The organism is Microcoleus sp. S1D4, assembly GCF_036700765.1.
In the GTDB taxonomy this organism is placed as follows: Bacteria; Cyanobacteriota; Cyanobacteriia; order Cyanobacteriales; family Microcoleaceae; genus Microcoleus.
In genome coordinates, this window is sequence record NZ_JAUBPP010000001.1 from 560951 (window position 1) to 585187 (window position 24237).

A 24237-nucleotide genomic window follows, 5' to 3' on the forward strand; every position below is an offset into this window, starting at 1 on the left:
TAAACGATCTCAACTAATGCGATTCATACAACTTTGCTATGCAAAATACGCATTTTATAGTTTAAGAATTATAACGAAAATTTAGGCGGATTTGACAAGATACAGTTTTTGTGATATGCAAGGTGCGGTGGGGGGAATTTGGATGAGGATTTTTCACCGCAGATGCAGCATTTATCAGAAAGATTAGGTGTCGCTTATTGGGCATCGGGCATCGGGCATAGGGCATAGGGCATCGGCAAAACAGGGCATACCTCACAACGCGATCGAGCCGTTATAAGATGGAATTTTGCTTTTTAAATTTGTGGATAATACCAAGATATTGTTTGTTTGCAGCCGGAATAAGTGGAGAAGTTTAACTGCCGAGAAGATATGCGAGAATGTTGGCGGCTTGAGTGTGCGATCGGCTGGAACGGAAAAAGGTGCCAGAATTAGAGTGACTGAGGGTTTGCTGGGTTGGGCGGATTTGATATTTGTGATGGAGAAGAAGCATGGCGATCGACTTGCTAGCAAGTTTCCCGCAAGTCTTAAAGGCAAAAAAGTTATTTGTCTGCAAATCGCCGATAATTACGAGTATATGGAACCGCAGTTGGTCGAAATTTTGCAGGCGAAGCTCGGTTCGTATCTGGTGGAAATGTCAGACAGTAGGACAGGTTTTATGCAGCGCGTTCTAGAGCCGGAGGTTATGGATTCTTGGGAAGAAGCTGTTGAGTATGACTCGATGGATTTTACTGAGGTGAATGCGGCTTTTGCTAAAAGTGCGATCGAATTAGGGCCGATGTCTGGGAAAATCTTAGATGCTGGGACTGGTACGGCGAGAATCCCGATCGCCATTGCTCAAATGCGCCCTGCTTGGGAGTTGACTTGCATCGATATGTCGGCAAATATGCTGAAATTAGGACTGGAAAATGTGTCTGAGGCGAATGTGCGATCGCAAATTAGTCTCGAATTAATTGATGCTAAGGCAATGCCGTATCCAGACAGTTATTTTGACATGGTGATTTCTAACAGCATTATCCACCATTTGCCCGATCCGCTGCCGTTTTTGCGCGAAGTTCGACGAGTCTTAAAACCGAATGGAGCAATATTTTTGCGGGATTTGTTCAGGCCTGAAGATGAAGCAATCAGGGATAATTTAGTTGAGATGTATGCGGGAGATTGCAACTCGCATCAAAAACAGTTATTCAGCGATTCGCTGCACGCGGCTTTTACTCTGGCTGAAATACAGACAATGATGGAAACTGCAGGATTGGAAGGTGTGAGGATTTATGAATCTTCGGACAGGCACTGGACGGCTGAGCGTGCTTGGTGCGAGACTTTGTAAACTGGGACGATCGGTTGCAAATATCTACTTTTGGGCAGGAAGAATTAGTATGATTGAACCGCGAAGACGCGAAGGACACGAAGGAAGAATAGGGAAGAAAAAGCCAGAATCAGCGTTAGGGTAATGGAATTATGCGGCGCATGAGGTTTCCCCTAATGTCTTCATCCAACCACTCAAGTGCATCGGGTTCCCAGTAGGCAGTTGCTAGTGGCAACCAACCAAAAAAAGAGCCATGTCCACCGCAAATGGAGCATCCGCCGTCTCCGCCTCGGACTGTATGTTTGTCGCTAATTACCTCGCCATCGTAAGGATTTTGAGCGATGTGGAGTCCGAAAAGGTTGGGCTGCAAGTGGAGTTTCCAGTCGGCTGCCTTGTCAGTTGGGTAGCAATCGCTAGGATTTAAGTCTCCCCAGCGAAATAGAGTGGTACTTCCGGCACCGCAAGCATACTCCCATTCGTCGAAAGTTAGCAAGCGCAGTCCTTCAGTCGCCAATTCAGTCGCGAGTTCTTCATGCGTTTTGCTCGTAATTTGCCAAGCCTCAATCGAGCCATCCTCAGCACGATCGAATCCGTATCTATCGTTACATATCATCCTCTGCCTGTCTGGAAACTCTTTTAATAAATTCTGGATTTTAAGTGACTCCGAACTAATTGCCTCAAGACCGATTTTTGTTGGTTTAATTTCTACAAGCATCGGCGAAAATGTCACCTTTCGAGGAGGTGTAGTGACGCTTTGGACGTAAGAGTATATATCTCGATCGATCTCATACACCTCGGCAGTATCTTGAAATGATTCAATTTGCTCGTCTGTCGGGCGAAAGTTGCCGACTTCGCATCCAATTTGAACCTCACCCCCTGGCATCAGAGAAAATAAAGCTCCTCCATACTCGAAAATGGCAATAGAGAGTTCGCTGCCACCATCAGGGTAAAATCGCAAACCTTTAAAAATTACTGACTGTGGCAGATGTGCTGCTAATTCCTGTGAGTAGCGATTTTTTTTTTCGTCGCTCAAGTTTTGCCATTCCTGCAATTCCATAAGCCAAATGTTCCTGAACTCAACCTCTTCTACTTATCTAATTTGATATTACCTAACATTACTCGATCGCGCCCTCGGCCTTTAGCTTCATAAAGCGAACGATCTGCAGATTCAATCAAATCTTTTTTTGAAATTTCCAGTTGAGGTACCGTACTCGATACTCCCAAACTCAGTGTAACATAACCAGAGTTTGGCGATTTAATATTTTTAATTTCAAGTTTTTTCACCCTGACTCGAATTTGCTCTGCAATCCAAACAGCTATTTCAGACGAAGTTCGGGGTAAAATTACCGCAAATTCTTCACCTCCGTAACGAGCCACCAGCGTCTCCCGCAAAACTTCCCCCGCTGAGAATTTTACCGCCTCAACAATAGTTTTGGCTACCTGTTGCAAACAAGCATCTCCCGCCTGATGTCCGTAAGTATCGTTGTATGTCTTAAAAAAGTCAATATCGCATAAAATTAAAGATATTTCTGCTGCTTCTTCTCCCAGATTTTGCCATTTTTCCTCTAAGTATTCATTAAAACATCGTCGGTTAGCAACCTGAGTTAAACCATCTGAATTTGCAAGGCGATACAATTCCAAATTAGCTGCTGTTAATTGAGAATTTGCTGCTTCTAACTCCGATTGCGTGACAGATAAATTATAATAAAGTTCGCTAATATACCAAGTAGCTTGTTGGTGGATTTGAGATAAAGCTACTAACACTTGATGCACGTCTAACAGTCGGTAAACTTGAGGCTCTAACTGCACGACAATCGGTTCGTAAAGCTGTTCCGGCTGTCGCTGCACTGCTCGCTGAGCTGCCATGACAATTAGGGCGACTCCTGGTAAAATCAAAATATCGGTTTTAGCTATTTGATACAAAGCCACAATCGGTCGGCAAGCAAATATATCTACTCCGTAAGGGCGACTCATGCGTTCCATAAATCGCCGGCGAGATATCATTCCTAAAAATTCGCCATTTACGGTCAAGATAACTCCCGGAAGCAGCGGGTGAGACTGAAACAACCGAGATACATCTTTGGCAATACATGAATGTTGAACCTGAACATTAAATACAGCTAGATCTTTAAGAGTAGACTCTAAAGATAAATTTTTAGGTAGTTTTTCGGGTTCTAGGGGTGGCGTGATAAATTTAGCAAACACAGCGCATATCCAAAATCAACTATAAAGCAGGAACAAATCTACTGTCAACATTTTTTCGAGATTAACTTAATATACTATAACTGGTTGTATTGTGAATTAAAATAAAAAAATGTCGCTTATCTCAGGAGTCTATTGATTCATTAATTGATATTCATGTAATTGTATAACAGTTAAATTATGGATCGTATTTAACTGTGAAATTTCACTGGAGAATATTAACCCCCATACTCTTCAAGAGTTGACTGTTGAGGGCGACTTCAGCCAGCGAATTTTTAGAAGAGTGCAGCCCAAGCAAGTCTTCGGGTTGACGAAACGACAGTTACCCGATAGTCGATCGCTTTTAAGATGGCCTGCGAGGGAAATTAATCGGGGAGCATCTCATTTTTGCAAAAAGGATTTTTTTTACAGTGCGAGGGGACGCTCGCACTACAAATGCAAAACACCAGATGCACCCAATTAATTGTTTCTTTCGCCTGACAATGAGAAGGCTTTCAACCGATTTTTTTGGCAAAAACTAGGTTGTTAGCACCACTATAGCGGTTCGATCGCGTGGTGAGGATAGCCCAATTCCCAATTCCCAATTCCCAATTCCCAATTCCCAATTCCCAATCCCCAATGCCCAAACTCAAAACTAATTCTCTCACCAACCCCAAGTTCCCATTCCTCCCTTAAACGGGCCGACAATATCTTTAGTAATCCAACCGCCGTAAAAATCTCCTGGTTGAGCTTGCACTAATTCTCCGTCCACATAACAGGCATCCATCTTGCTAGGATAAAAAGCCACATAATCTTTAATAGCTACAAAAATCTGATTTGGTTCGGGATAAAACCAAGCAGCATTTACTACTTCCTTTTCTCCCACCGTCAAAGTGTAATAACCTGCTTGTCCCTTCCACTCGCACCACGAGCCCCGTGAAGTTTTGTGCAAATATTGCATTTGGATGTCTTCGGGGGAGATATAGTAGACTGGAGGGTGACTTGTCTCCAACACCCGCTGAGGATGTCGCGTGTCGGCGATCGTCACTTCATTAAAAACAATCTGTACGTGTTTGGTCAATTCCTCAAGGCGAGGGGGACGAGGGTAATCCCAAACAGACTCTTGACCAATGCCCGGTTCTATGCGATCGAAGTTCACTTGCACAATCTCCCCTGCAAAAAAACAATTAGGGACTGAGCGTTATCAAGCTAGTCCTAGTCCAAATAGTGCCTTAATTTGACTGCAAAGTCAAGTTTTTACCTCTATTTTAGGATGCTTTACTCAAAATTTGCGGACAAATGCTTTACCTCAAAACACTAATTTGTGATTATATAGATTTCAGTAAACTCGCTCGCGGTTTCGCAGACCAAGACAAAACTTTAGATGAGCTGCGACACAAAAATATCTGCGTCCATTAGTGTTAATCGGCTTGAAATCTGCGGTTTATCCATCAATCAAATGTTTTTGCAACTCAAGCCTGCTGTCCCAATTGTCCGATTTAACTGATATCTACCTTTCAAGCGTTGAAAAAACAGAGATTAAACCATTTTTTCAGAGCACCCAATTCCTAACTATACCCTTTTTTAAGAATGTGAGAAGTTAGTGGATTTTAGATACTTCGGCTTGCTTCGGCTCCCTTCGACTACGCTCAGGACAAGACGCTGGCTCACAAGTCGCGATCGTACAAGTTTTAGATTGGGGAATTGAGGGATTGAGGGATTGAGGGATTGAGGAATAGCTGGCTGGATGCCTCATTTTTTGCTAGAACTACTATACCAATCAATCTTATTTGTGCGAGGTACAGATTGGGAATTAGTAATTCTCAGGAATTATCAAATATTTGCCGAATTATAACCTAATTTTAGCCATTGAGCCTAAAAGCCTTCAACTTTCAGCCTTTGGGAATCTACTTTCAGAAGGAGCTACTGGCATCTTTGACGCTAAGAGAATTATCTGATAAAGTTATAGCCAATATTAAGGTTTTTTAATCTTATTAGCAAAAATCTAGGGTCGTGCCGAGTTTGTAGGGGCGCAAAATCTAGCGCCTGTAATCACATAACCCCCGATCGCACTTTGAAAACGGATAGGGCAGCCTGTCATAATTAGATCTATGGAAACCCCCTTTAACATCACCCTGTTGATGGTCATGACCGTCACCTGTGGCATCAGCGCTCAAGTTCTGGCCGCTTATCTGAAAGTTCCGGCGATCGTATTTTTGCTGCTGTTCGGCATTTTAGCAGGCCCGGATTGCTTGGGAATCCTGCATCCCAGTCTGTTGGGAAACGGCTTGGAAGTTATGGTATCCCTTTGCGTAGCCTTAATTCTGTTTGAAGGCGGCTTGAATTTAGAATTGCGAGACTTGGGCAAAGTTTCTGGAAGCATCCGCAATTTAGTTACTTTCGGCACTTTGATTACGCTAATTGGTGGCGGAATGGCCGCGCACTGGCTGGGGGAATTTCCCTGGCCGATCGCCTTTCTGTATGCTTCTCTAGTAGTCGTCACAGGCCCGACAGTCATCGGCCCTTTGCTCAAACAAGTATCCGTTGACAAAAAAGTCGCCGCCTTGCTAGAAGGCGAAGGTGTTTTAGTCGATCCCGTTGGGGCGATTCTGGCAGTATTGGTACTGAACGTGGTTTTAAACGGCAATACCGACTTGCTGATTTTGTTCAGAGATTTAATGGTGCGGCTTGGTGTTGGCACAGTTATCGGAGTTACCGGAGGTTGGCTGCTAGGCCTCATTCTCAAACGAGCGAAATTCCTGTCAGAAGACCTCAAAAATTTAGTAGTTTTAGCCGGTTTGTGGGGATTATTCGCGATTTCAGAACAAATCACCAGTGAATCGGGACTGATGGCGGCCGTACTATCGGGCATAGTGCTCAGAGCCGCTTCAGTGCCGGAAGAAAGGCTGCTGAGGAGGTTTAAAGGTCAGCTCACAGTCCTCTCTATATCCGTACTTTTCGTGCTGCTGGCGGCTGATTTATCCCTCGAAAGTGTGGTCGCCCTCGGTTGGGGGAGTGTGTTTACAGTTTTAGCTTTAATGTGGATAGTGAGACCGATTAACATTTGGCTTTGCACCATCAACAGCGGGCTAAACTGGAGGCAAAAATTATTTGCTTGTTGGGTAGCGCCGAGGGGAATTATTTCCGCTTCAATCGCCTCTTTATTTGCAATTTTGCTCACCCAGCGAGGAGTCACCGGCGGGGATTCAATTAAAGCCTTAGTTTTCCTCACAATAATTATCACAGTTTTTTTACAGGGATTGACTGCAGGCCCGATCGCTAAAATTTTGGACATCACCTTAAAATCAGCTACCGGTGCCATGATTGTGGGATCAAATCCTTTGAGCAGATTAATTGCTCGCTTGTTTCAAGAACGCGGAGAATCTGTCGCCATTATCGACACTGACCCGGAAGCTTGCGAACAAGCAGAAAAAGCAGGTTTGCGAGTGTTTTTAAGCAGTGCTCTGGATCACAGCATTTTAGAAGAAGCTGGACTTGATTCGATGGGAACTTTTTTGGCAATGACTAACAACGGTGAAGTAAACTTAGTGTTAGCTCAACGAGCAGCCGAGGAATTTGCACCGCCGAGGGTTTTAGCAATGTTTCCCAAAGATCCGCAGGGAAATGCGCCCGCAAATCAGAATAAAATAAATCAAGCTTTTGTCTCCGATTTGCCGCTGAAGGATTGGAATGAATATTTGAACAACAGCGAAGTAAAATTGGGAGAAACCGAGTTAAGAAGTGAGGGATTGAAGTTTCAGATTGCTCACTTGGAAGCTTTGGTGCAAGGCGGGGAATTAGCGCCGTTGCTAGTGGAAAGACAGGGATACTTGCAAGTAGTGTCTGCCGCCCAAATTTGGGAAGCGGGCGATCGAATTATTTATTTGCTGCACGATCCAACACCGAAATTGCTAAAAAGATTATCTGGTGGGTCGCAGTCTCGCTTAACTTTAGAAAAGCATCAGGTAGTCGAGAAAGTGCCGATTCCCGATCCGGTTTTAGAGCCTGTTTTGAAAGAAGCAGAAATAGTAAAAGAGGCTGAAATTTTGCCACCACCGCCAGTTTCGCGTTAGGGGCATTAACCTGAGACTTCGAGCGATAGAACAACCGCAAATGTGAGGCAGATAAACACTGATTAACGCAGATGCTTTTAAAGATGGTTTGTGACTTGTACGCGAAGTTTCATCGATGATATATATCTGTTGGCAGCCGTATTGCTGTAATATTTGTTTAACCGCGCGATCGGGAGCATCTGGTGTTTTGCAAAAAGCATTTTTTTGATTGTAGTGCGAGATGTCGCGAACTCGCACTATAAATGCAAAACACCAGATGTTCCCGCGCGATCGATATGCCACAAAATGGGCACTATCTACCGCCCGCCAAAAGTCGGCAACCCATCTCGCTTGCAAGCGAGGTACTGTTACAGTTGGAAAACCTCGATCGACTAGAGATTTTTCTAATTCCCGCTAGTCCGAAGCAGCAGCAAAATATTCAGGCAAAATCACAGTTGACAATGGCACGATCGATTTTAGATTCTTCGACTTCGCGATCGAACAAGTTTTAGATTTTAGATTTTAGGATTGGTGGCTCATCGATTCTAGATTTGAGATTGGCGATTGGTGGCGCGGGGTGGTAGGATTTGAGATTTGAGATTATTGGATTGGTGGCCAGGGGATGCTACGATATGTTTTTCAAGTTCACAAACGCTTGAAGAAGCACTCTTTGGATGGCTAACACCTGTCGCTGGTTAAACTTTTTGCTTGGGGAATATCTACTTCTATGGCTCGCGAGCCGATTCCAACATTGTATTTTACCCTAGTTGTCGTTCACTTAGAAGACCGTTTTCTACTGGTACAAGAGCGCAAGTACGATCGACAGTGGTATCTCCCAGCAGGGCGGGTGGAAAAAGGGGAGACGTTGCTCGATGCTGCTGTTCGCAATACCGTCCAAGAAGCGGGCATTTCTGTGATCGTGGAAGGAATTCTCAGGGTAGAGCATACGGTGATGCCTAGGGGGAACGTGCGCCTCCGAGTCATTTTTGTGGCTCGTCCTGAAGATAAAACACCGCCTAAGAGCAAGCCGGACGAGTATACTTTGTGTGCTGGTTGGTATTCTCTCAAAGAATTAGACCAGTTGTCGCTGCGGGGAGAGGAAGTTCGGGAGATGTTTCAGTATCTGGCAAGCGGGGCTCCTATTTATCCGATCGACTTGCTGAGCATTGAGGGAGCTCCTTTTAAAAATTACCGCTATCGCTGGTGAATCGAGGGAGTAGTTTTGAGATTCCAGCTACAGCCCCGAATTTTGAGTTGTGAGTTTTTGTGATGGCGTTTCCAATTCGGTTACGCCGATAAATCTGTGCGAGCGATCGTGTTTAATTGGTTCAGCCCACAGCAGGGGTATGACAACAGCGCAGTCTGTGCCATCACCTCCAGCAGCAATAGTTCTATGAATCCGCCAGATGGCCTGATGCCCCGAATACGATTCTCAGCAATAACTGAGAAACCCGGTACAGCATTCAGCCTCCAGCCTAAAAACAGCAGAATCGTCCTCAAAGTCGATCGGGCAATTTCAATGCCGACCGTGCTAAAATTATACCTTTGAATTCCAGAACAACCGCTTTTAAATCGGTAAAAATAAAAAAATATCAACTAATAACTATTAACCTCCTATTCCAAATTATCAATTCCCAAATTACCAGTTACCAATTACTTATTCCCTATGGTCATGACAGACTCTTCGTCCCTAGCCAACACCCTTTCTGAACCGGTGCGCCAGCCTTTTTGGTGGGCAGCCCTAGCCTCTGTCGGCGTTCACGGAATCCTCGGAGTAGGTGCCCCGACGATTTCAAACTTAATGAATGGTGGAAATTCCTCAAACAAAAATATCCCCGGTTCCGTCGGCTTCGTACAATTAACTCCGGCCCAAGCGGGGCGCTTGCCACAAACTATACCACCAAAGCCCTCCAATACACCGTTTTCGCTCGTCGCCCCTGTTCCTGTTCCCCTCACGCCCAAGTTAGCCCCGCCTTTACCCCCCGCACCTCCAAGCATTAACTTGCCCGCCATGCCTCCGGGAATGCCCCCTCCAGGGTTCTTTTCCCCTCTCCCTCCCTCTCTCGACCCCTTAACAGCCCCAACAGCCCCGCCGCTTCCCAAAACTCCAGCCCCAACTCTCAAAATCCCATCCCCCACAACACCCACTATCCTGCCGCCACTGCCTCCCGGCAGTGTAATTTTTCCACCCTTGCCCGGTAATTTCGATCGCAATATCCCACCGCCACCATCGCTGACAGAAGCGCCCCAGCTTCCCGGCGGGCCCTCGGAAGACGAGGCAGAAACGCTCAAAAAAATCATAGCTAGTAGAGGTGGACTGCCGCTATTTCCAGACGGAGCTCCAGTCTTCACGCCCGAATTTCCAATTGCCGGCAGGAATTCGGGAATCGAGGGAGGGCCAAAATTGACTCAAAAAGATCCGAATAAAAGGAATCTGATTGCAGAAACTCCCGAAGAAAGACTCAGGAGGCAACAATTTGACCAGGGACAGCAACAGCTAGAACAGCAGGGAGTTCCCGGTTCAAACTTGCCCCGCGACAGAGAGACACAGCTTGCTGCTGCAAATACCTATGTTGCTTTGTTTGAGAAATTCAAAAAAGCTTATCCCGACTTGGAAATGACCGGGCCTACTCCTGTGGATGTGGCTTATCCTGCTGCTGCTTGCTCGCAAAAACTCGAAGGAGTCGCAGTTTTTGGAGCAGTTATCAGCCCTCAAGGTTTGCTCAAAGCCGAGCCACAGGCGATCGTCCCCACGGGTTACAGTATTCTAGACAACACGGCTAAAACTGCGATTATCAACCCAGCTCTGACATTTCCAGCATCCAGCACGCACAAGCTTTACCAGGTAGCTGTCGCGTTTAAATACGACGAAAAAATTTGCCGCGGCATTCCTGTAACGCCATCCACCGCCCCAGCCAGTCCCCGACCAACAGGCCAGCAGCCGCCAGCCCTAGCGCCGACACAACCGAGTCCGACAAGCCAGCCATCCCCAGCACCTGCGGAAGTCAAACCCCAGTTTGAGAAGCCACCCGCCGGCCAAAACAAACCGCAGCCGGGTGCCAAACAGTCGCCGCCGGCACCTGCGCCCGCCACCAAACCGTCGCCCTCGCCTCAACCGAAACCATCCGGCGAAGTGTCGCCGTCGCCACAACCTGCTCCGTCGCCTCAACCTGCGCCTTCTCCCGCCGAAGTGTCGCCGTCTCCTGCTCCTGCTCCCGCCGAAGCCTCGCCGTCGCCGGAAGCTGTTCCCTCACCGTCTCCTGCGCCTGCTCCCGCCGAAGCCTCGCCGGAAGCTGCTCCGTCGCCGGAAGCTGCGCCTTCTCCCGCCGAAGTGTCGCCTTCTCCTCCTACCGAAAATTAATTGTTCGTGACTAATTGGGAATCGGTAATTGGGAATTACAGCACTTCCCGATGTTATGAGGTGCAATAGAATCGACTAAAAATAATGGTTCTTCCTTACTTGGGATGCTAAGGTACTCGCGGAAAAATAAAATACCAGTTAAAATGGGATAATCGTGATGTCCCATTTTTGTAAAGTTTCATAACGTTGCCATTCGCATAAAGGTAGTCCTGCATAGCAAGGAAAATTAAGGATTTTCATTGATAAATTGGCGTTATACTCATGAATAAAATGCCAAAGAGCTGCCAATATGATTGGAGAGTTTTTTAGAGAATGAAATAGTTTTTCTTGCCAATCGCGATATTCTTTGTATCATCGTATTATTAAATATTTCTATATAGTTTGTTAGATTAATCTCCTTTCCTACTGTATTGTATTTTTTATGAGGAAAAAATGTGACCGAGGCATTCCCAAAGTCTGTATAACTTACGGCATATTGACCATAAACGGGTGGCAAAGAATCCCATAATCCTTGAGCGCCTGCTCGATCTTTTTTACCAATATATACTCCTACAATTTATGAATGTTGAGGCATCATATTCGTTTCCGCTTGCATCGGAATGATTTAACCGGCGCTCGAACACAGAGTACACAAAGTCCGAGAATATATATCGGAATCATTCCGATGCTACCGGATTTGATATCAATTGCCAGCCAAATCTACTGCTTATTATCCTTATTACCTACAAATGACAACATTTAATCACATTGAATTGTTAGCTTCCCCCTTTTTTTTTGACTTCAGTTATACTTGTCTTTTTACAGTTCCTAATTTTTTATAAACACATAGTATTGCAACCACCGTTCCGAAACCCCAGTCGCCCTCACAATCCCAGCCAGAGATATAGCGGTTTTCACAAAAGTGAGAACCGCTATATACAGTTTACACAGCCAATCCAGAAGACCCGTTTTTACGCGATTTCTAGCTAAAAACGTAGATTTTTTGTCAAAAAAACCAGGTTTCTGACCGCCTGTGTATCAGTTCTAATCAAGTCTAAAAATTGAATAGGATTGCTATATCAAACTATAGCAATCCAGGTGTTTTAACAACTAGACAAATTTAACATCTAACTCAAGGTAGATTAATTTTATATTAATTTGAAAAATTATGGCGATCGCAGCATAAAACCCAACCGTGAAAAAACTAATCAGAAATTTCTAATTGCGAAATTGCATAGCGGGCGACAGTCAAACCAACTCTCGCCTGTTCTATTTCCGACAATTGCGCCCAAGGTCTTTTAGTCTCCACAGCCGCTTCCACCCCGGACGAATCACCCTCTCGCATGGCATAAGCCAAAGGACGCGCCAACACCTGCAAATCTTCCTCAGCCCACTGAGGTAAAATATTTAACACGCACTCTACCATTTGGTCAGCTAAAGATTGATACTTCACAGTTGCATTTTGGACGCTTTGAGCGATGCGGGTCAAAAAATCTTCAGGAACGCCAGCAAATTTATCGCCCAAAGACTTTTGCAGGGCGCTAGAAAGCCAAACTTGTTCTAATTGCGCGAATAAAACTCCCGACTTCAGGGCAATATCGCTGTCGCTGAAAGAGTCAGACAGTGAAAATTCCTGCTCTAAATCCGCCCAATAAGATTCTGATTCAAGCTGTGCCGGATTCCAGGGATAGGCAACATCAGTCTGAACAATTGTGGCGAGCAGTTCCATTTCGGCCTGAGAGAGAGAGTCGCGAAAATATTGAGAATCGGGAGATTGGGTAGCCATGATGTAATACCTAAGTGCTTCAAGGAAAGTACAGAAAGTGGATTCTACTAAGTGATAGTTGCGAGCGGCCTGCGGTGAGTAACTCTTTTAACTTCAGACTTGAGACTTAACGCTCAGAAGTTTGCTGTTTCGATCGCATTCATTAACTACACCCGCACCTTAATTGGTTCCGCAATCAGTCTCACTGTAGCCCGAACTTTTTGGAACCTCAATAGTAAACTCAAAAATCTGACCTTGAGAACTGCCAAATTTTAGCTGAGTGCCCGATTGCAACAGCAGTTCTTGGTGGTGAACTCTCACCCATCCCTGGGCCCCCAAAACTAAAGTCCCGTAACGAGAAAAATCGCGCAAAAAGTAGCTAGGTTCTTCCCGGCTATCTCTGATGCTGTTGCGGCAGAAAATCTCGGCGTGTTTCTGAGAAACCCACTGTTCTCGAATCACTACGTCGTTTTCTTCCCAGCGTCCGACTCGAACCATCCCGGCGCAAATCTGCCAAACCTGATTGGTTGATTCGGTGGATTTGACATTTGGTCGATCGCGCCCCCGCAAGTAAGCACAAGACGGCAAACGTCCCAGCCAAGTAGAAGAATTTAGAGGCAATTCCGTTTTCAGGTCATCTACCGGCTCAGTCAGTTCGCCGTCAAACTCTGGGTGCATATACAGCACGGGAAGCGTCCAAGCCGGTTGATTGAACTTGTAAAGCGTCAGTAGCTGCTGTCTGGCGACGGCGACGGCCCGATCGACCGACATCCGCCCGGCCAAAGCTCGAGCAAAAGTTTGGATAAAACTTAGGGCCTCGCGATCGGCGATCGAGTCCCGCATCCCCAACACCGCCGGCACCCCGTGATGGATCAGTACCTCAGCCAAACTGCTGCGGGCGATCGCCTGTTGCTGGCCGTTATTCGAGTGCAGCCTCTCCACCGCCGGCTGAGCTCCCCAACAGGCATTAAACACTGCCAGAGTCACGCGACACCGAACTAAAACCTGAGCCAGTTCAGTACCGTTCATCGTCGTGTCCGGCGCCAAAAACAGCAAGCCGCCGTCAGGCCCCGGTATCCCGTGGCCCGAGTAGAACAGAATGTTATAAGCTTGCGTTTCCAGCCGAGAAATTAGTTCGGCCGGAGTAGGTTCGATCAAAGTATCAACGCGAGTCGGAACGCTAATATCGAAATATTTGTCGCTGTCGTCGGTTTGAAAAGCACTTTCGAGAACCCCAGCGAGGGCGAGTGCTTCAGCTTCCAACTGCAAATGACGGTTATTGCTCGTAGAAAATTCAGAATTAGCACCGCGGCCTGGTTCTGCTTGTCCCAAAACTAGCAAAATGTTCAGCGACTCGGCAGGACGCAGGGGCGGCAAAGGCTCGACATTGCTGGTAGTGCGGCTGAACAGCAATTGCTGCGACAGAGAAATTGCCGGTTGACCGGCTTGAGGCTGCATAATTTCCCAAGGCAAAGCAATTAAATAGGGTTCGCGCAAATCTATGCGAACCCGCAGGGGTAGATTTTGCCCGATCGCGATACCTTTACTTTCCTGCAGACTGCCCTGAATCGGCCCTTCAAACAGCCACCGCCAAAGATCGATCCCCAAATGCTGCATCAGGCGGCTGCTGTAGCTTGCAGGTGGCTGCTGCAGGTTCGGCTCGCCCCTGTCGCCCCACCCCCCTTGACCGAGCTGAAGCGACACAGAGGGGAGCGGTGGAGGTAGTTGTAGCGACTTAGGAGTTCGTTTTTCAGTTTCTGCAAGTATATTCTGGTTGTTTTCCGGCGAGACGAAACTGCCATCAGGATGTAGGGGCAATTCGTGCATTGTCCCGGAGGGGGAAAACATTTCCTGCCAAGCTTTCCAGGATTGGGATAGGGTATGGGGCCACATACAGTCGTGGTGAACGTACCCGCTGGGATAGGGAGCTTGTAGAACCCAAGTGGCAAAATGGTTTGCCCCAGCGGTTCTCAGGCGAGCGATCGCTATACTGAGGCAAGGACTTTCAGGGCGCGCCATCTTACAACTCTGGATATAAGGGTGATCGAGTTTATCTATATCGTAGTTTATCGGGTTTGGGGCGCGATCGAGTGGGAGAGATTACTTTGTGAGTTTTTAATTTTACTTACTGCCCAAAAATTTATCTAAATTCGGTACATCCACCCACGTTCCCGTAGCATTTGACTCCTGAGTCAAATCCATCAACAACTGCGAGTAAACTCCTTCTTTGAGCGACGGTATCAAAGATTTCCCCGCATCTATTGCTTCTACCCACCTATCCACTACTCGAATAAACGGTGCAATTCTCCCGTCTGGATAAACTTGAGGAAACTCCAATCTTTGAGGAATCTTAATTTCAGCTAAAGGTTCTCCAGCTTGGGAACCCCACAAACGAAATCCGTGGACATAATCCTGCTGATTGTCGCTTCCCAATACCAAAGTACCCTTACTCCCGTAAATTTCGACCCAATGTCCCCGCCCTTGATAAGTAACCGAACTCAAACAAACTTGACAAGGCGTTCCCCCGGCCAATTCCAACATCAACGTGCAAGAATCATCAGCATCAACAGGTTTTAAATTTCCCGAATCCTTCGGATCTGGTCGCGCTGAAATTCCTGTAATCAATTGCCCAGAAAGCCTCTGCACGGGCCCGAACAGCCAGCTAAGATAATCAAAAACGTGGGAACCTGTCGCCCCCAAAACTCCGCCGCCTAGCTCTTTTTGCGCGTACCAATTCCAAGGGCGAGCAGCATCAGCGCGCCCAGACACCAACCAATCAATCTTAATTAAACGGTTTTCTCCGACATATCCTGCTGCTAATAATTCTGCTAGCATTCGCCATGCGGGGATGAAGCGAAACTCAAAGTCCATTGTGGCAATTGCTCTCGAACCACTGTTGTTAACATTAGTTTGAGATTCGCTGTTTGTTAATCGGTAAAGTTCCCTAGCTTCATAAGCTGTGAGGGCTGTAGGTTTTTCTAATAATAAATGTTTGCCTGCTTGCAAGACGGTTTTTGCCATTTCAAAATGCAAAAATGGCGGGGTGGAAATGCTGACTCCCGCTACTTCTGGGATGGCTGCTATATCTGCGATCGAGTTGCAAGCATAGGGGATGTTGTGGGTGCTGGCGATCGCCTGAGCTTTGTCTAAATTCCGGTGGTAAACAGCCACAACCTCTGTCCGGTGGTGTGCCTGGAATCCGGGAAGGTGCACTTTTTGACCGAAACCTGTACCGACTATTGCAACGCCAATTTTTGACATAATTTAATAATTGGGAATGGGGAATTGGGAATTGGGAATGGGGAATTGGGAATTGAGAATTGGGAATTGGGAATTGGTAGCAACTAACCAATAACTAATGACTTCAACATCGGCCTGACGCTCGATAATTAATCAGTGTATGTGTGTCCTAATCTGTGTCGTGCTTTCCTTTTTCCCTCATCCTTCTTCCTTCTTCCTTCTTCCTTCTTCCTTCTCCACCCATTCAATTACTTGTTTGCCCAAACTAACGCCGTCAAGCAAGTCAATTTCTCTGATCCCTGTAGGGCTGGTGACATTAACTTCGGTGAGATAACCGCCAATGATATCAATGCCAACAAAGTACAGTCCGTCCCGTTGCAGTACCGGTGCTAAGTCAGCGCAAATTTGATGTTCGCGATCGGTAATTTCTGTTTGTGCGACTCGGCCGCCGACGGCCATGTTGCCACGAAATTCGTTGCCTGTGGGAATGCGGTTGACAGCGCCGATGGGCTTGCCGTTTAAGAGGATGATTCGTTTATCTCCGTCTTTTGCTGCGGGCAGATATGTCTGAATCATCACTGGGATTTGCCCTTGTTGAGTGCTGATTTCGACTAGGGAGTTGAGATTGCGATCGCCCGCTTCCAATAACAAAATCCCCTCGCCAGCTTTCCCACCTAATGGTTTAAGAACTGCCGCTCCTTTTTTCTCAACAAATTGCCTAATTACCCGCTTGTTTTGAGAAACAATTGTTTCGGGGATCGAGTTCTCAAATTGCAAAGCATACATTTTTTCATTGGCTGCGCGCAATCCTTTGGGGCTGTTAACTACCAAAGTTTTAGCGGGATCGATGCCGTCTAGAAGGTAAGTAGCATAAAGGTAAGGAATATTGACAGGGGGGTCTGTCCGCATAAATACTGCGTCCATTGCTTCGAGAGGCCCGAAAGTAGGCTGTTCTACTTCGTACCACACCTGAGCTGCTTCCCAGCGTCCCTCTACGATTTTTACAGGGGTTAGGGCTACCCGGTAGAGGGTAGCCCAGGTTTTGCCGTCGATGACGCTTAATTCGTTGGCTTGAGTCGCCCAAACTTCGTGACCCAACTCTTGAGCGGCTTCCATCAGCGCTACGCTGGTATCGTGTCCTGGAATGAGTCGCGCGAGGGAATCGATGATGAATGCAAATTTCATTGTTCAGTTGGCACTTATGAATTGGTTTGAGGAAAATTTGGCAAGCGATGGACTAATGTTTATGTTGCCAGCAGCGGGTCAAGTTGGCCGCGAGCATCGAGTGCGTGGAGTTCGTCGCAGCCGCCTATGTGTTGGTCGTTAATGAAGATTTGGGGCAGGGTGCGGCCTCCGTTGGCTCGATCGCTCATTTTATCCCGTGCTGCTGCATCTCCATCGATGGCGTACTCTGTAAAATCTACCCCTTTTCGCTTCAGCAGTGCTTTGGCCCGAATGCAAAACGGGCAGGTTCTCCAAGTGTAAATTTCTACTTTAGGGGTCATCGGGCGCTCAAACAATAACAATATTTTTTTATTGTAATCTTAACTAATCTTATTTTTATTTTTATATAGTTGCAGCCAACGACTTGTAATGTTATTATTTATACAACTTTTTTTAAATTTGTCTAAAAATACCAAAATATCCGCCCTTCTTGAAACGGAGAGATTTTGACAATTAGCAGCACGATCGGTCTATCGCGACTGACCGACCTGCTTGTTTCGTTTTCTGCCGGAACCGATGATTCCTGCACCTGTCACTAGGAGTGCTACCACAGTGCCCGGTTCTGGGATAGATGTTGCTGCTCTCTGCGGGGTGGAGTTGTTGGTGTATATTTTTGTGAAGTTCGGCGATTGTGCCGGCGCTGGGTCTGGCGATTTCTCTACCTGGTCTGATGCTTGTGTCCCAGAGCGCAGAGATTCTATGGATGGGCTTGATGGTGCTTCCGGGCTTGGGGAATTGTCAGGGCTACAGGCGCTTGAAAAGTTTCCCGGCCCGCACACATCTACCTGTGCTGCACCCGGAGGGGCGGCAGCCAAATAGAAGAACCCTGTTGCCATTGTGGCAGAGAGTCCGATTGCTAGTTTTGCCAGTGGCGTACACATAACTATTTAGTTAAAAAGTGGTAAAATCGGAAATTAGAAATAGTGCTAGAGATGAGCGTTGCGGGGTTGGTAAGGATTTTAGAGTTATTACAATAGATGGATGCTTTTCTCGCGCCCGTATAGTATAGTATAGCGCTTGGGGAGGTCGCCCAAACACTTTAATAATCTTATTTTCTTACACCTTGAGGTCGAGAACTTCGTGGTTGGCACTACGTTACTTAGTGCTTTGCAGGGAGCGATCGAGCAACATCTTCTGGCAACATCTCCACCACCAGCAGTTACAGTCATTAACAAAGAGTGTTGTTACGAGTACCGCCACCTCCTGAAATTAATTATTTAATTCCTCGCAAACTAGCTCTGCTTTATCGTACTTGGCAATGCACAATCTGACTACTCTTTTATCGTCTCATGCTGCGATAGGAACTGTCCTCAGTATATGTACGTGTATTCCTGACTGTCAACTACTTAAAAGGAATATTTAAGTATTTACCGAGGATAGAGGGCGTATTCAATGAGTTGCGCTAATCGATCGCGCAGAGTTTCCAATCCGAGACCTTTGGCGGCCGAAATAAATACGGCTTGAGGAAACTCTTCTCGTGCGAGAGCGAGTCTATCTTCATCTACGGCATCGATTTTGTTGAAAACTACAAGAGCAGGCCCAGGAGTTACGGGCATATCTGTCAAAATATTCATGACGGATCGAATTTGGCTTTGCCATGCGGGATGGGAGAGATCGACGAGGTGCAGCAAAGCGTCGGCGTCTGTGACTTCTTCGAGGGTAGCCCGAAAAGCGTCGATCAGTGAGGGGGGCAGTTCGCGAATAAAGCCCACTGTGTCTGTGAGGACGAGCGACAAAAGTTCCCCGCCCTCGGCGCTAGGAATTGTCAGCTTGCGGGTGGTGGGGTCGAGGGTGGCAAATAACTGGTCGGCGGCGTAGACTTCGGAATTGGTGAGCAGGTTGAGCAGGGTCGATTTACCGGCGTTTGTGTAGCCGACGATGGCGACTGAGGGTACGTCATTGTGGTGCCGGTTCTGCCGTAGCCGGAAGCGGTGAGCGAGGAGTTGATTTACTTCTTGCTGCAATCGAGTAATGCGTTTGGCGATCGTCCGCCGTTCGGTTTCTAGTTTAGTTTCCCCAGGGCCTCTGGTACCGATGCCGCCGCCCTGCTTTGACATGGCCTGACCGATCCCTCTGAGCCGGGGCAGGGTGTATTGTAGCTGAGCTAGTTCGACTTGCAATTTACCTTCGCTAGATCGCGCTCTTTGGGCGAAAATGTCCAGAATTACCTCCGTGCGATCGACTACGCGAATGCCGAGGAGAGTTTCTAGGTTACGTATTTGTGCGGGTGCCAGATCGCGATCGAATACCACGAGGTTAGCGCTAACCGTCTGAGCGGTGAGAGCAATTTCTTGAACTTTGCCTTCGCCAACGACTGTCTGAGGATGGGGGCGCGATCGTTTTTGGCGCACTGTTTGCAGAACTTGACCCCCGGCGCTTTCCACCAGCCGCGTGATTTCTGCGAGTCCGTCCTCAAAATCCAGCAGAGTCATCTGCTGAGTCATTACACCCACCAGCAGAACCTTGTCTTGGTCTGCATCCACCTGCTTAGCGACAAACTCAGCTTGAAACTCTGCTTCTAGTCCTTCCACCAACTCCTGAAAATCTTGGTCTGCGAGGTCGTCCAAATTCAGCGGTTCTGAGATTGTCCAGGGAAAGTGTTGAGTTTTGATTGGTGAGTTTTGAACTGAAGACTCTTCTATTTCATCAGTTTCATCAGTTTCATCAGTTGCAGATTTTTGTAACTGAGCGCTTAACACGGAAAACTCAAAATTTGGTCGGTCTCCTTGAGGTATCAGGTGAACGAGATAAGTTTCTTGGATGTAACCTGTCGCACCGCCGCCGCGGCGCTGAAATCCTCCGCCGGTCAGCGTCAGCCACACTAGGGCATCTAGGCGCTGAATTGCCATTGCTGTGAGAGCTGCTTCGCTTGGGGTTTCTGGCTTCAGGTGGGTGGCGATGCAGCGAATGCCGCTGAGGCGACCTCCGCCGTATCGGGGCAATTCTAGGGGCGAAATTTGGGTTTGGCGGGGTGTACCTACGCCGACGCGAATTACTTGTCCGCGACGGTTGATGTAGGTGCAGATTGGTTTGTCGATTTCGGTGCTGATGGCTGCGACGCGCTGGGCGAATTCTGCCGTGGTGATGCGATCGCCCGGTAGTCGCTGGTGGTAAAGCTTTTCGAGTTGCTTGAGCTGGCTGGACTTTAAACCTTGAAGATTGCCGTAGATGGTTTCGATAACTGTTTCTCCCTCGCGATCTGTGAATCTTATATTTTACTTAACTCCGGGCGATCGTGTTGTGGTTTGAAGTTTAAATTTACCATTCCTACCATGAGACACTTCCTTTGACAACAGCAGTCTCAACTTGTACTTGTCTTTTGTATCGGCTGATACAGGCGATCGCTAAAAAAAACCTTAACAAAACTTAACACATATTTTTGTGTTTCAGAATCCTCCTTTAGACTTGTGTGTATCTTGAGCCTAGAGACAGATAGCAAACTAAAAATTAGGTCGCTACTATGATAAGCGAAACATTGTTAAGGAATGTAAAAACATGGAAACTCGTCCTACTAACGTACCTACAACCACTAATGCTTACAACGGCAAAGATCGCAATGCCTTTTTGTTTGGCTTTAACCCGCAAGCAGAACTTTGGAACGGCCGCTTAGCGATGATCGGCTTCTTAGCTTATTTGCTCTGGGACTTGGCTGGATATAGCGTTCTACGCGACATCCTTCACTTTCTGCCTACCTATATCGCTCGCTAATAACGAGCATTGTTTCCGGTCTGGCAGTATGAGTAAATGCCACAACTGCCAGATCGGCTAAAAGTTACAAATAGCAGCGAGTATAATTTAGTTCGTTTGTAGCTTGCGTTACTTTTGACTGGCATTAAAAGATTTATTGCTGTGATTTGATGATTGCAGTTGGGGCGCGATCGCTGGCGCAGTGAATATTAAGAGCAAAACAGATATTTATTCCTGAGATGCGATCGCCCCTGCTGTCTTTTTGGCAAGAAATTTCATCGATAACCTCTGATTGTATAGGAAAAATAGGAGCATCAACGATGATCAACTCAAATTTACTGGCAGTAGTAGAATCAGCTCTGACTGACACAGCATCAGGAAACTGGCAAAAGCCGATAGTGATGTTTGTTTGCAATATCTTAGCATTGCTAGTTCTGAGCCGCGTAATTTGGCATCCCCACGTCGGCCCGAAAATGCCTTTGCCTTTCCCATCTCTGTTTAACAATGTTAGCGTTCCCGCATTTTTGGCATCAATGAGCGCCGGTCACATTCTAGGAGTATTAATGATTTTGACGATCGGCATCGATAAGTATATTTAGGAGCAATTGCGCGGCTGTTTTGGGGAATTTTTCCTTTAATGGATAGAGTTAAATCCGCAGAAAGTTTGTAGGGGTTAGTGAAATGCACTCACCCCTAATTTTAGGTTTGTATCTAAACTTTGTCTCAAATCAGTAGTAGACTTCTTCATAAGTTTTCGTTCAATACATAAACCGCAGATGAAAGGCAGATGCAACATCGATTGACGCAGATAATTTTAGATGGATTTGTGCGTGAGTGCAAGAGTTACAGTATGGTGCATCAGATTGTTGGCTGGAAATAGCGGAGCAAATGTAAGGGTCTGACGGACGATACTATACTCTAAGTAATCGGAAAAAATTAATTACAAAAGGGCTTTGGACGCTTACAGACTTTTAGGTAAGATTTTATTAAATTAATTCTGTCCAGCTACTTAACTACTTTAGACAGACGCAGGAGCGCGGGAAAGAGAGATAGATTTTAAAGAATCGGGTTTTTTCAAAACAAAACGCCTGAGTGTAGGAGTTTCAGCGGTGAAGCAATCCACGCCGATCCAGAATTGGGGGAAGAAGATTTGTTGAATGCGAAAGCAATTCAAACTATTCAATGATAGCCCAACGGTGGGCATCGTGCCGCAGAACTGCCCGACTAGCGGCGTGAAAGCTGCTATTTTTCGATTAATAGATGAGGTTTAAAACAATGGATTCTAATTCGATCGCAAATTCTGACAAAGAAAACCAAACTAACACCGGCGAGACCGAACGCTGGGCTTCGTTAATTGGTGGCGGGGCGCTGGTGTTGTTTGGTTTGTCGCAGCGTTCTTTGAGAGGTGCTTTGCTGGCGGTTGCCGGTGGCGGTTTGGCGGCGCGCGGGCTGGGGGTTGCAGAGGGTTTGCAGTCGGCTGCAGATGCCAATCAAAGTATTAAAGTTGAAAAGACGGTGACGATCGACAAACCGGCTGATGAATTGTACCGTTTCTGGCGCGATTTTGAAAATTTACCTCGGTTTATGAAGCATCTCAAACACGTAACGGTAATAGATGACAAGCGTTCTCACTGGATTGCCAGCGCCCCGACCGGCAATAGTGTAGAATGGGATGCAGAAATTGTCCGCGAAGAAGAAAATCGATTAATTGCGTGGGTGTCTGTGGAAGGCGCGGATGTTGAGAATTCGGGTTTTGTGCGCTTTCAACCGGCACCAGCAGGACGCGGTACTGAGGTCAAAGTTGCGATCGAATACAACCCTCCGGGCGGTGCGATTGCTGGTGCAGCGGCTAAGCTATTTGGGGAAGTCCCAGAACAGCAAATTGCTGACGATTTGCGCCGTTTTAAGCAGTTTATGGAAGCTGGGGAAATAGCTACGACGGCCGGTCAATCTTCTGGCCGCAAGTAATAATTGCGATCGTGTCGGATAAATTAATTGTAATTCCCCTCCGGGGCGGGTTTTACCAACAATCCAAGATTCAAATCCACAATAGATTTCTGGCAAAAGTTTTTTTCATCAATTTATAGGGCCGGCGAGAAATCCCACAATAAAAAATGATTCTTGTGGGATGGGCCGGAAAGCCCGCCCTAGTTATTTTTGCAAGAGGTTATTAAGAATTCAGTTTAACTTCGGGAACTAAAACGCGGCCGCTGTAACCCGCACGCTGGTATCGATCGATCGCCTCTGCTGCGATAACATCCGTTTTACCTGTCTCGACGAGCGCAACGCAAGCACCGCCAAAACCTCCACCCGTCAGCCTTGCACCGAAGACTCGGGGGATTGACTGCAAGATGGCCGCCAGCGTGTCTGCAGCGGGCACTGAAACTTCGTAGTCGTCGCGCAAACTCGCGTGGGAAGCATTCATTAACTGGCCGAAACGCTTTGCAGACAAAGATTTTACTGCTTGCAGGACGCGGTTGTTTTCGGTAATGACGTGGCGAGCTCGCCTTCTGAGGGGTTCTGGCAATACTTCGACTGCTTTGGGATCGGCGATATCCCTGAGAGCTTTAACTCCCAATATTCGGGCGGATTCCTCGCACTCAGCACGCCGTTTGTTGTAGCCACTTCCTGCTGCTAGTTGGTGGCTTTCGCCGCTGTCAATTACTAAAATTTCGGTGTCTGGAGGAAAAGGTATCGGGCGATATTTGAGGCTGCGGGTGTCGAGAAATAGCATGGTGTTGGTGTCTGCTAAACTCGATGCCATTTGATCCATGATGCCGCAGTTCAAACCGGCGTACCGGATTTCGGCTAGCTGTCCGATTTGAGCTAGCCGCACGTCGTCTAGGGGGAGGTTGAGTAAAGCGCGCATTCCTCTGAGGGTGGCTATTTCTAAGGCGGCGCTGCTGGACAAACCGGCGCCGATCGGCACGTTGGAGGTAATGTAGAGATTTATTGGCGGTATTTTGTATCCTTCTTTTTCTAAAAGTCTGAGGCAGCCACAGATATAAGTGACGAATTTTTGCGGTATAGTATCGTCGTCTGAAAAATTTATGAGTTCGTCATATTCTGCTGAATAAAAATGGTGGCGCTCGTCGCTGCTGAAGCCAATTTGTACTGTTGTGCGCTGGGGAATTGCCGTCGGCAGTACAAATCCGTCGTTGTAGTCTGTGTGTTCGCCCAACAGGTTTACTCTTCCGGGCGCGCTGGCTTGGGTTTTGGGTAATGTACCAAATACTCGTTGGAATTTCATACCATTTAAGAATTTAAGAAGTGAAAAATTATAAATTACTTACTCCATAAAGGTTTGGAGGTTGCCAATAGTTGTTTTTTTTGGGGGAACTAATTTCATTTTTGGAGAATTGGGAATTGGGAATTGGGAATTGGGAAGAAATAAACTTATTTTTTCTCGTTTATTTTTTTATAGTGCCCAAGCTTTTTGCTGAATTCA

23 protein-coding genes are annotated in these 24237 nt (G+C 46.8%); 10 read left to right on the forward strand and 13 right to left on the reverse strand.

Going from position 1 to position 24237, the window contains the following annotated elements; translation table 11 throughout:
* The first annotated feature begins 301 nt into the window (after positions 1 to 301).
* Positions 302 to 1321 (forward strand): methyltransferase domain-containing protein, encoded by a 1020-nt coding sequence (locus QT998_RS02190; RefSeq protein WP_333113272.1) that lies wholly within the window; start codon positions 302 to 304, stop codon positions 1319 to 1321.
* Positions 1322 to 1436: 115 nt separating this feature from the next.
* Here QT998_RS02190 and QT998_RS02195 read toward each other — a convergent pair whose 3' ends face one another.
* The 4 genes from QT998_RS02195 to QT998_RS02210 all read right to left on the reverse strand — a co-directional run bounded on the left by QT998_RS02195 (position 1437) and on the right by QT998_RS02210 (position 4640).
* The gene (locus tag QT998_RS02195) at positions 1437 to 2357 is read right to left on the reverse strand and encodes a hypothetical protein (protein ID WP_333113269.1); all 921 of its coding nucleotides are present in this window, start codon (positions 2355 to 2357) and stop codon (positions 1437 to 1439) included.
* A 29-nt stretch (positions 2358 to 2386) separates the two neighbouring features.
* Positions 2387 to 3505 carry a GGDEF domain-containing protein gene (locus QT998_RS02200; RefSeq protein WP_333113267.1) on the reverse strand — a complete coding sequence of 373 codons (1119 nt, stop codon included), beginning with the start codon at positions 3503 to 3505 and terminating at the stop codon, positions 2387 to 2389.
* A 491-nt stretch (positions 3506 to 3996) separates the two neighbouring features.
* On the reverse strand, positions 3997 to 4149 hold the full coding sequence (locus QT998_RS02205) for a hypothetical protein (protein WP_333217903.1): 153 nt from the start codon (positions 4147 to 4149) through the stop codon (positions 3997 to 3999).
* On the reverse strand, positions 4146 to 4640 hold the full coding sequence (locus QT998_RS02210) for a DUF427 domain-containing protein (protein WP_333087830.1): 495 nt from the start codon (positions 4638 to 4640) through the stop codon (positions 4146 to 4148). Before QT998_RS02210 ends, QT998_RS02205 begins: the two co-directional genes overlap by 4 nt.
* A 952-nt stretch (positions 4641 to 5592) precedes the next feature.
* Between QT998_RS02210 and QT998_RS02215 the strand changes: the two genes are divergently transcribed.
* The 3 genes from QT998_RS02215 to QT998_RS02225 all read left to right on the forward strand — a co-directional run bounded on the left by QT998_RS02215 (position 5593) and on the right by QT998_RS02225 (position 8740).
* Positions 5593 to 7554 carry a cation:proton antiporter gene (locus tag QT998_RS02215; protein WP_333113262.1) on the forward strand — a complete coding sequence of 654 codons (1962 nt, stop codon included), beginning with the start codon at positions 5593 to 5595 and terminating at the stop codon, positions 7552 to 7554.
* A gap of 242 nt (positions 7555 to 7796) precedes the next feature.
* Positions 7797 to 8045: a hypothetical protein gene (locus QT998_RS02220; protein WP_333087833.1), complete on the forward strand. Its 249-nt coding sequence runs from the start codon at positions 7797 to 7799 to the stop codon at positions 8043 to 8045.
* A 215-nt stretch (positions 8046 to 8260) separates the two neighbouring features.
* Positions 8261 to 8740 carry an NUDIX domain-containing protein gene (locus QT998_RS02225; RefSeq protein ID WP_333087834.1) on the forward strand — a complete coding sequence of 160 codons (480 nt, stop codon included), beginning with the start codon at positions 8261 to 8263 and terminating at the stop codon, positions 8738 to 8740.
* Positions 8741 to 8820: 80 nt separating this feature from the next.
* Here the strand turns inward: QT998_RS02225 and QT998_RS02230 are convergent, their stop codons facing one another.
* Positions 8821 to 9129: a hypothetical protein gene (locus QT998_RS02230; protein ID WP_333113260.1), complete on the reverse strand. Its 309-nt coding sequence runs from the start codon at positions 9127 to 9129 to the stop codon at positions 8821 to 8823.
* Positions 9130 to 9205: 76 nt separating this feature from the next.
* Here QT998_RS02230 and QT998_RS02235 point away from each other — a divergent pair, with 76 nt between their 5' ends.
* A complete protein-coding gene (locus QT998_RS02235) occupies positions 9206 to 10894 on the forward strand; it encodes a hypothetical protein (protein WP_333217905.1) in 1689 nt (562 codons plus the stop codon).
* A 1183-nt stretch (positions 10895 to 12077) separates the two neighbouring features.
* Here QT998_RS02235 and QT998_RS02250 read toward each other — a convergent pair.
* The 6 genes from QT998_RS02250 to QT998_RS02275 all read right to left on the reverse strand — a co-directional run bounded on the left by QT998_RS02250 (position 12078) and on the right by QT998_RS02275 (position 17983).
* Positions 12078 to 12659 (reverse strand): hypothetical protein, encoded by a 582-nt coding sequence (locus tag QT998_RS02250; protein ID WP_333087836.1) that lies wholly within the window; start codon positions 12657 to 12659, stop codon positions 12078 to 12080.
* Positions 12660 to 12818: 159 nt separating this feature from the next.
* Positions 12819 to 14657 (reverse strand): CHAT domain-containing protein, encoded by a 1839-nt coding sequence (locus tag QT998_RS02255; RefSeq protein ID WP_333087838.1) that lies wholly within the window; start codon positions 14655 to 14657, stop codon positions 12819 to 12821.
* Between the two features lie 102 nt (positions 14658 to 14759).
* On the reverse strand, positions 14760 to 15899 hold the full coding sequence (locus QT998_RS02260; protein ID WP_333087840.1) for a Gfo/Idh/MocA family protein: 1140 nt from the start codon (positions 15897 to 15899) through the stop codon (positions 14760 to 14762).
* A gap of 177 nt (positions 15900 to 16076) precedes the next feature.
* Positions 16077 to 17063, reverse strand: a complete 987-nt coding sequence (gene gshB / locus QT998_RS02265; protein WP_333087842.1) for a glutathione synthase — start codon at positions 17061 to 17063, stop codon at positions 16077 to 16079.
* 59 nt (positions 17064 to 17122) lie between these two features.
* Entirely contained in the window at positions 17123 to 17383 is a 261-nt protein-coding gene (grxC, locus tag QT998_RS02270) for a glutaredoxin 3 (RefSeq protein ID WP_333087844.1), read from the reverse strand.
* A gap of 189 nt (positions 17384 to 17572) precedes the next feature.
* The gene (locus tag QT998_RS02275) at positions 17573 to 17983 is read right to left on the reverse strand and encodes a PEP-CTERM sorting domain-containing protein (protein WP_333087845.1); all 411 of its coding nucleotides are present in this window, start codon (positions 17981 to 17983) and stop codon (positions 17573 to 17575) included.
* A gap of 199 nt (positions 17984 to 18182) precedes the next feature.
* Here QT998_RS02275 and QT998_RS02280 point away from each other — a divergent pair, with 199 nt between their 5' ends.
* A complete protein-coding gene (locus tag QT998_RS02280; protein ID WP_333087847.1) occupies positions 18183 to 18323 on the forward strand; it encodes a hypothetical protein in 141 nt (46 codons plus the stop codon).
* Positions 18324 to 18469: 146 nt separating this feature from the next.
* Here the strand turns inward: QT998_RS02280 and hflX are convergent, their stop codons facing one another.
* Positions 18470 to 20128 carry a GTPase HflX gene (hflX, locus tag QT998_RS02285; RefSeq protein ID WP_333087893.1) on the reverse strand — a complete coding sequence of 553 codons (1659 nt, stop codon included), beginning with the start codon at positions 20126 to 20128 and terminating at the stop codon, positions 18470 to 18472.
* On the opposite strand from hflX, the gene QT998_RS02290 reads away from it, so the two are divergent.
* From QT998_RS02290 to QT998_RS02305, 4 genes are all read left to right on the forward strand, one after another.
* A complete protein-coding gene (locus tag QT998_RS02290) occupies positions 20066 to 20203 on the forward strand; it encodes a hypothetical protein (RefSeq protein WP_228049827.1) in 138 nt (45 codons plus the stop codon). The genes hflX and QT998_RS02290 overlap by 63 nt on opposite strands.
* A 394-nt stretch (positions 20204 to 20597) precedes the next feature.
* On the forward strand, positions 20598 to 20810 hold the full coding sequence (locus QT998_RS02295; RefSeq protein WP_194066620.1) for a chlorophyll a/b-binding protein: 213 nt from the start codon (positions 20598 to 20600) through the stop codon (positions 20808 to 20810).
* Between the two features lie 299 nt (positions 20811 to 21109).
* Entirely contained in the window at positions 21110 to 21388 is a 279-nt protein-coding gene (locus QT998_RS02300) for a photosystem I reaction center subunit PsaK (protein WP_333087850.1), read from the forward strand.
* 676 nt (positions 21389 to 22064) lie between these two features.
* Positions 22065 to 22757, forward strand: a complete 693-nt coding sequence (locus tag QT998_RS02305; RefSeq protein ID WP_333087851.1) for an SRPBCC family protein — start codon at positions 22065 to 22067, stop codon at positions 22755 to 22757.
* 202 nt (positions 22758 to 22959) lie between these two features.
* Here QT998_RS02305 and galK read toward each other — a convergent pair whose 3' ends face one another.
* Complete coding sequence (gene galK, locus QT998_RS02310) at positions 22960 to 24039, reverse strand: galactokinase (RefSeq protein WP_333113254.1); 1080 nt, start codon at positions 24037 to 24039, stop codon at positions 22960 to 22962.
* Between the last annotated feature and the right edge of the window lie 198 nt (positions 24040 to 24237).

Bases quoted from the DNA above. Each gene is read 5' to 3' on its own strand.
- QT998_RS02215 (WP_333113262.1), top strand. From the start codon at position 5,593: ATGGAAACCCCCTTTAACATCACCCTGTTGATGGTCATGACCGTCACC.
- galK (WP_333113254.1), bottom strand. From the start codon at position 24,039: ATGAAATTCCAACGAGTATTTGGTACATTACCCAAAACCCAAGCCAGC.
- QT998_RS02295 (WP_194066620.1), top strand. From the start codon at position 20,598: ATGGAAACTCGTCCTACTAACGTACCTACAACCACTAATGCTTACAAC.
- gshB (WP_333087842.1), bottom strand. From the start codon at position 17,063: ATGAAATTTGCATTCATCATCGATTCCCTCGCGCGACTCATTCCAGGA.
- QT998_RS02275 (WP_333087845.1), bottom strand. From the start codon at position 17,983: ATGTGTACGCCACTGGCAAAACTAGCAATCGGACTCTCTGCCACAATG.
- QT998_RS02260 (WP_333087840.1), bottom strand. From the start codon at position 15,899: ATGTCAAAAATTGGCGTTGCAATAGTCGGTACAGGTTTCGGTCAAAAA.
- QT998_RS02305 (WP_333087851.1), top strand. From the start codon at position 22,065: ATGGATTCTAATTCGATCGCAAATTCTGACAAAGAAAACCAAACTAAC.
- grxC (WP_333087844.1), bottom strand. From the start codon at position 17,383: ATGACCCCTAAAGTAGAAATTTACACTTGGAGAACCTGCCCGTTTTGC.
- QT998_RS02255 (WP_333087838.1), bottom strand. From the start codon at position 14,657: ATGGCGCGCCCTGAAAGTCCTTGCCTCAGTATAGCGATCGCTCGCCTG.
- QT998_RS02235 (WP_333217905.1), top strand. From the start codon at position 9,206: ATGACAGACTCTTCGTCCCTAGCCAACACCCTTTCTGAACCGGTGCGC.
- QT998_RS02300 (WP_333087850.1), top strand. From the start codon at position 21,110: ATGATCAACTCAAATTTACTGGCAGTAGTAGAATCAGCTCTGACTGAC.
- QT998_RS02195 (WP_333113269.1), bottom strand. From the start codon at position 2,357: ATGGAATTGCAGGAATGGCAAAACTTGAGCGACGAAAAAAAAAATCGC.
- QT998_RS02225 (WP_333087834.1), top strand. From the start codon at position 8,261: ATGGCTCGCGAGCCGATTCCAACATTGTATTTTACCCTAGTTGTCGTT.
- QT998_RS02220 (WP_333087833.1), top strand. From the start codon at position 7,797: ATGCAAAACACCAGATGTTCCCGCGCGATCGATATGCCACAAAATGGG.
- QT998_RS02250 (WP_333087836.1), bottom strand. From the start codon at position 12,659: ATGGCTACCCAATCTCCCGATTCTCAATATTTTCGCGACTCTCTCTCT.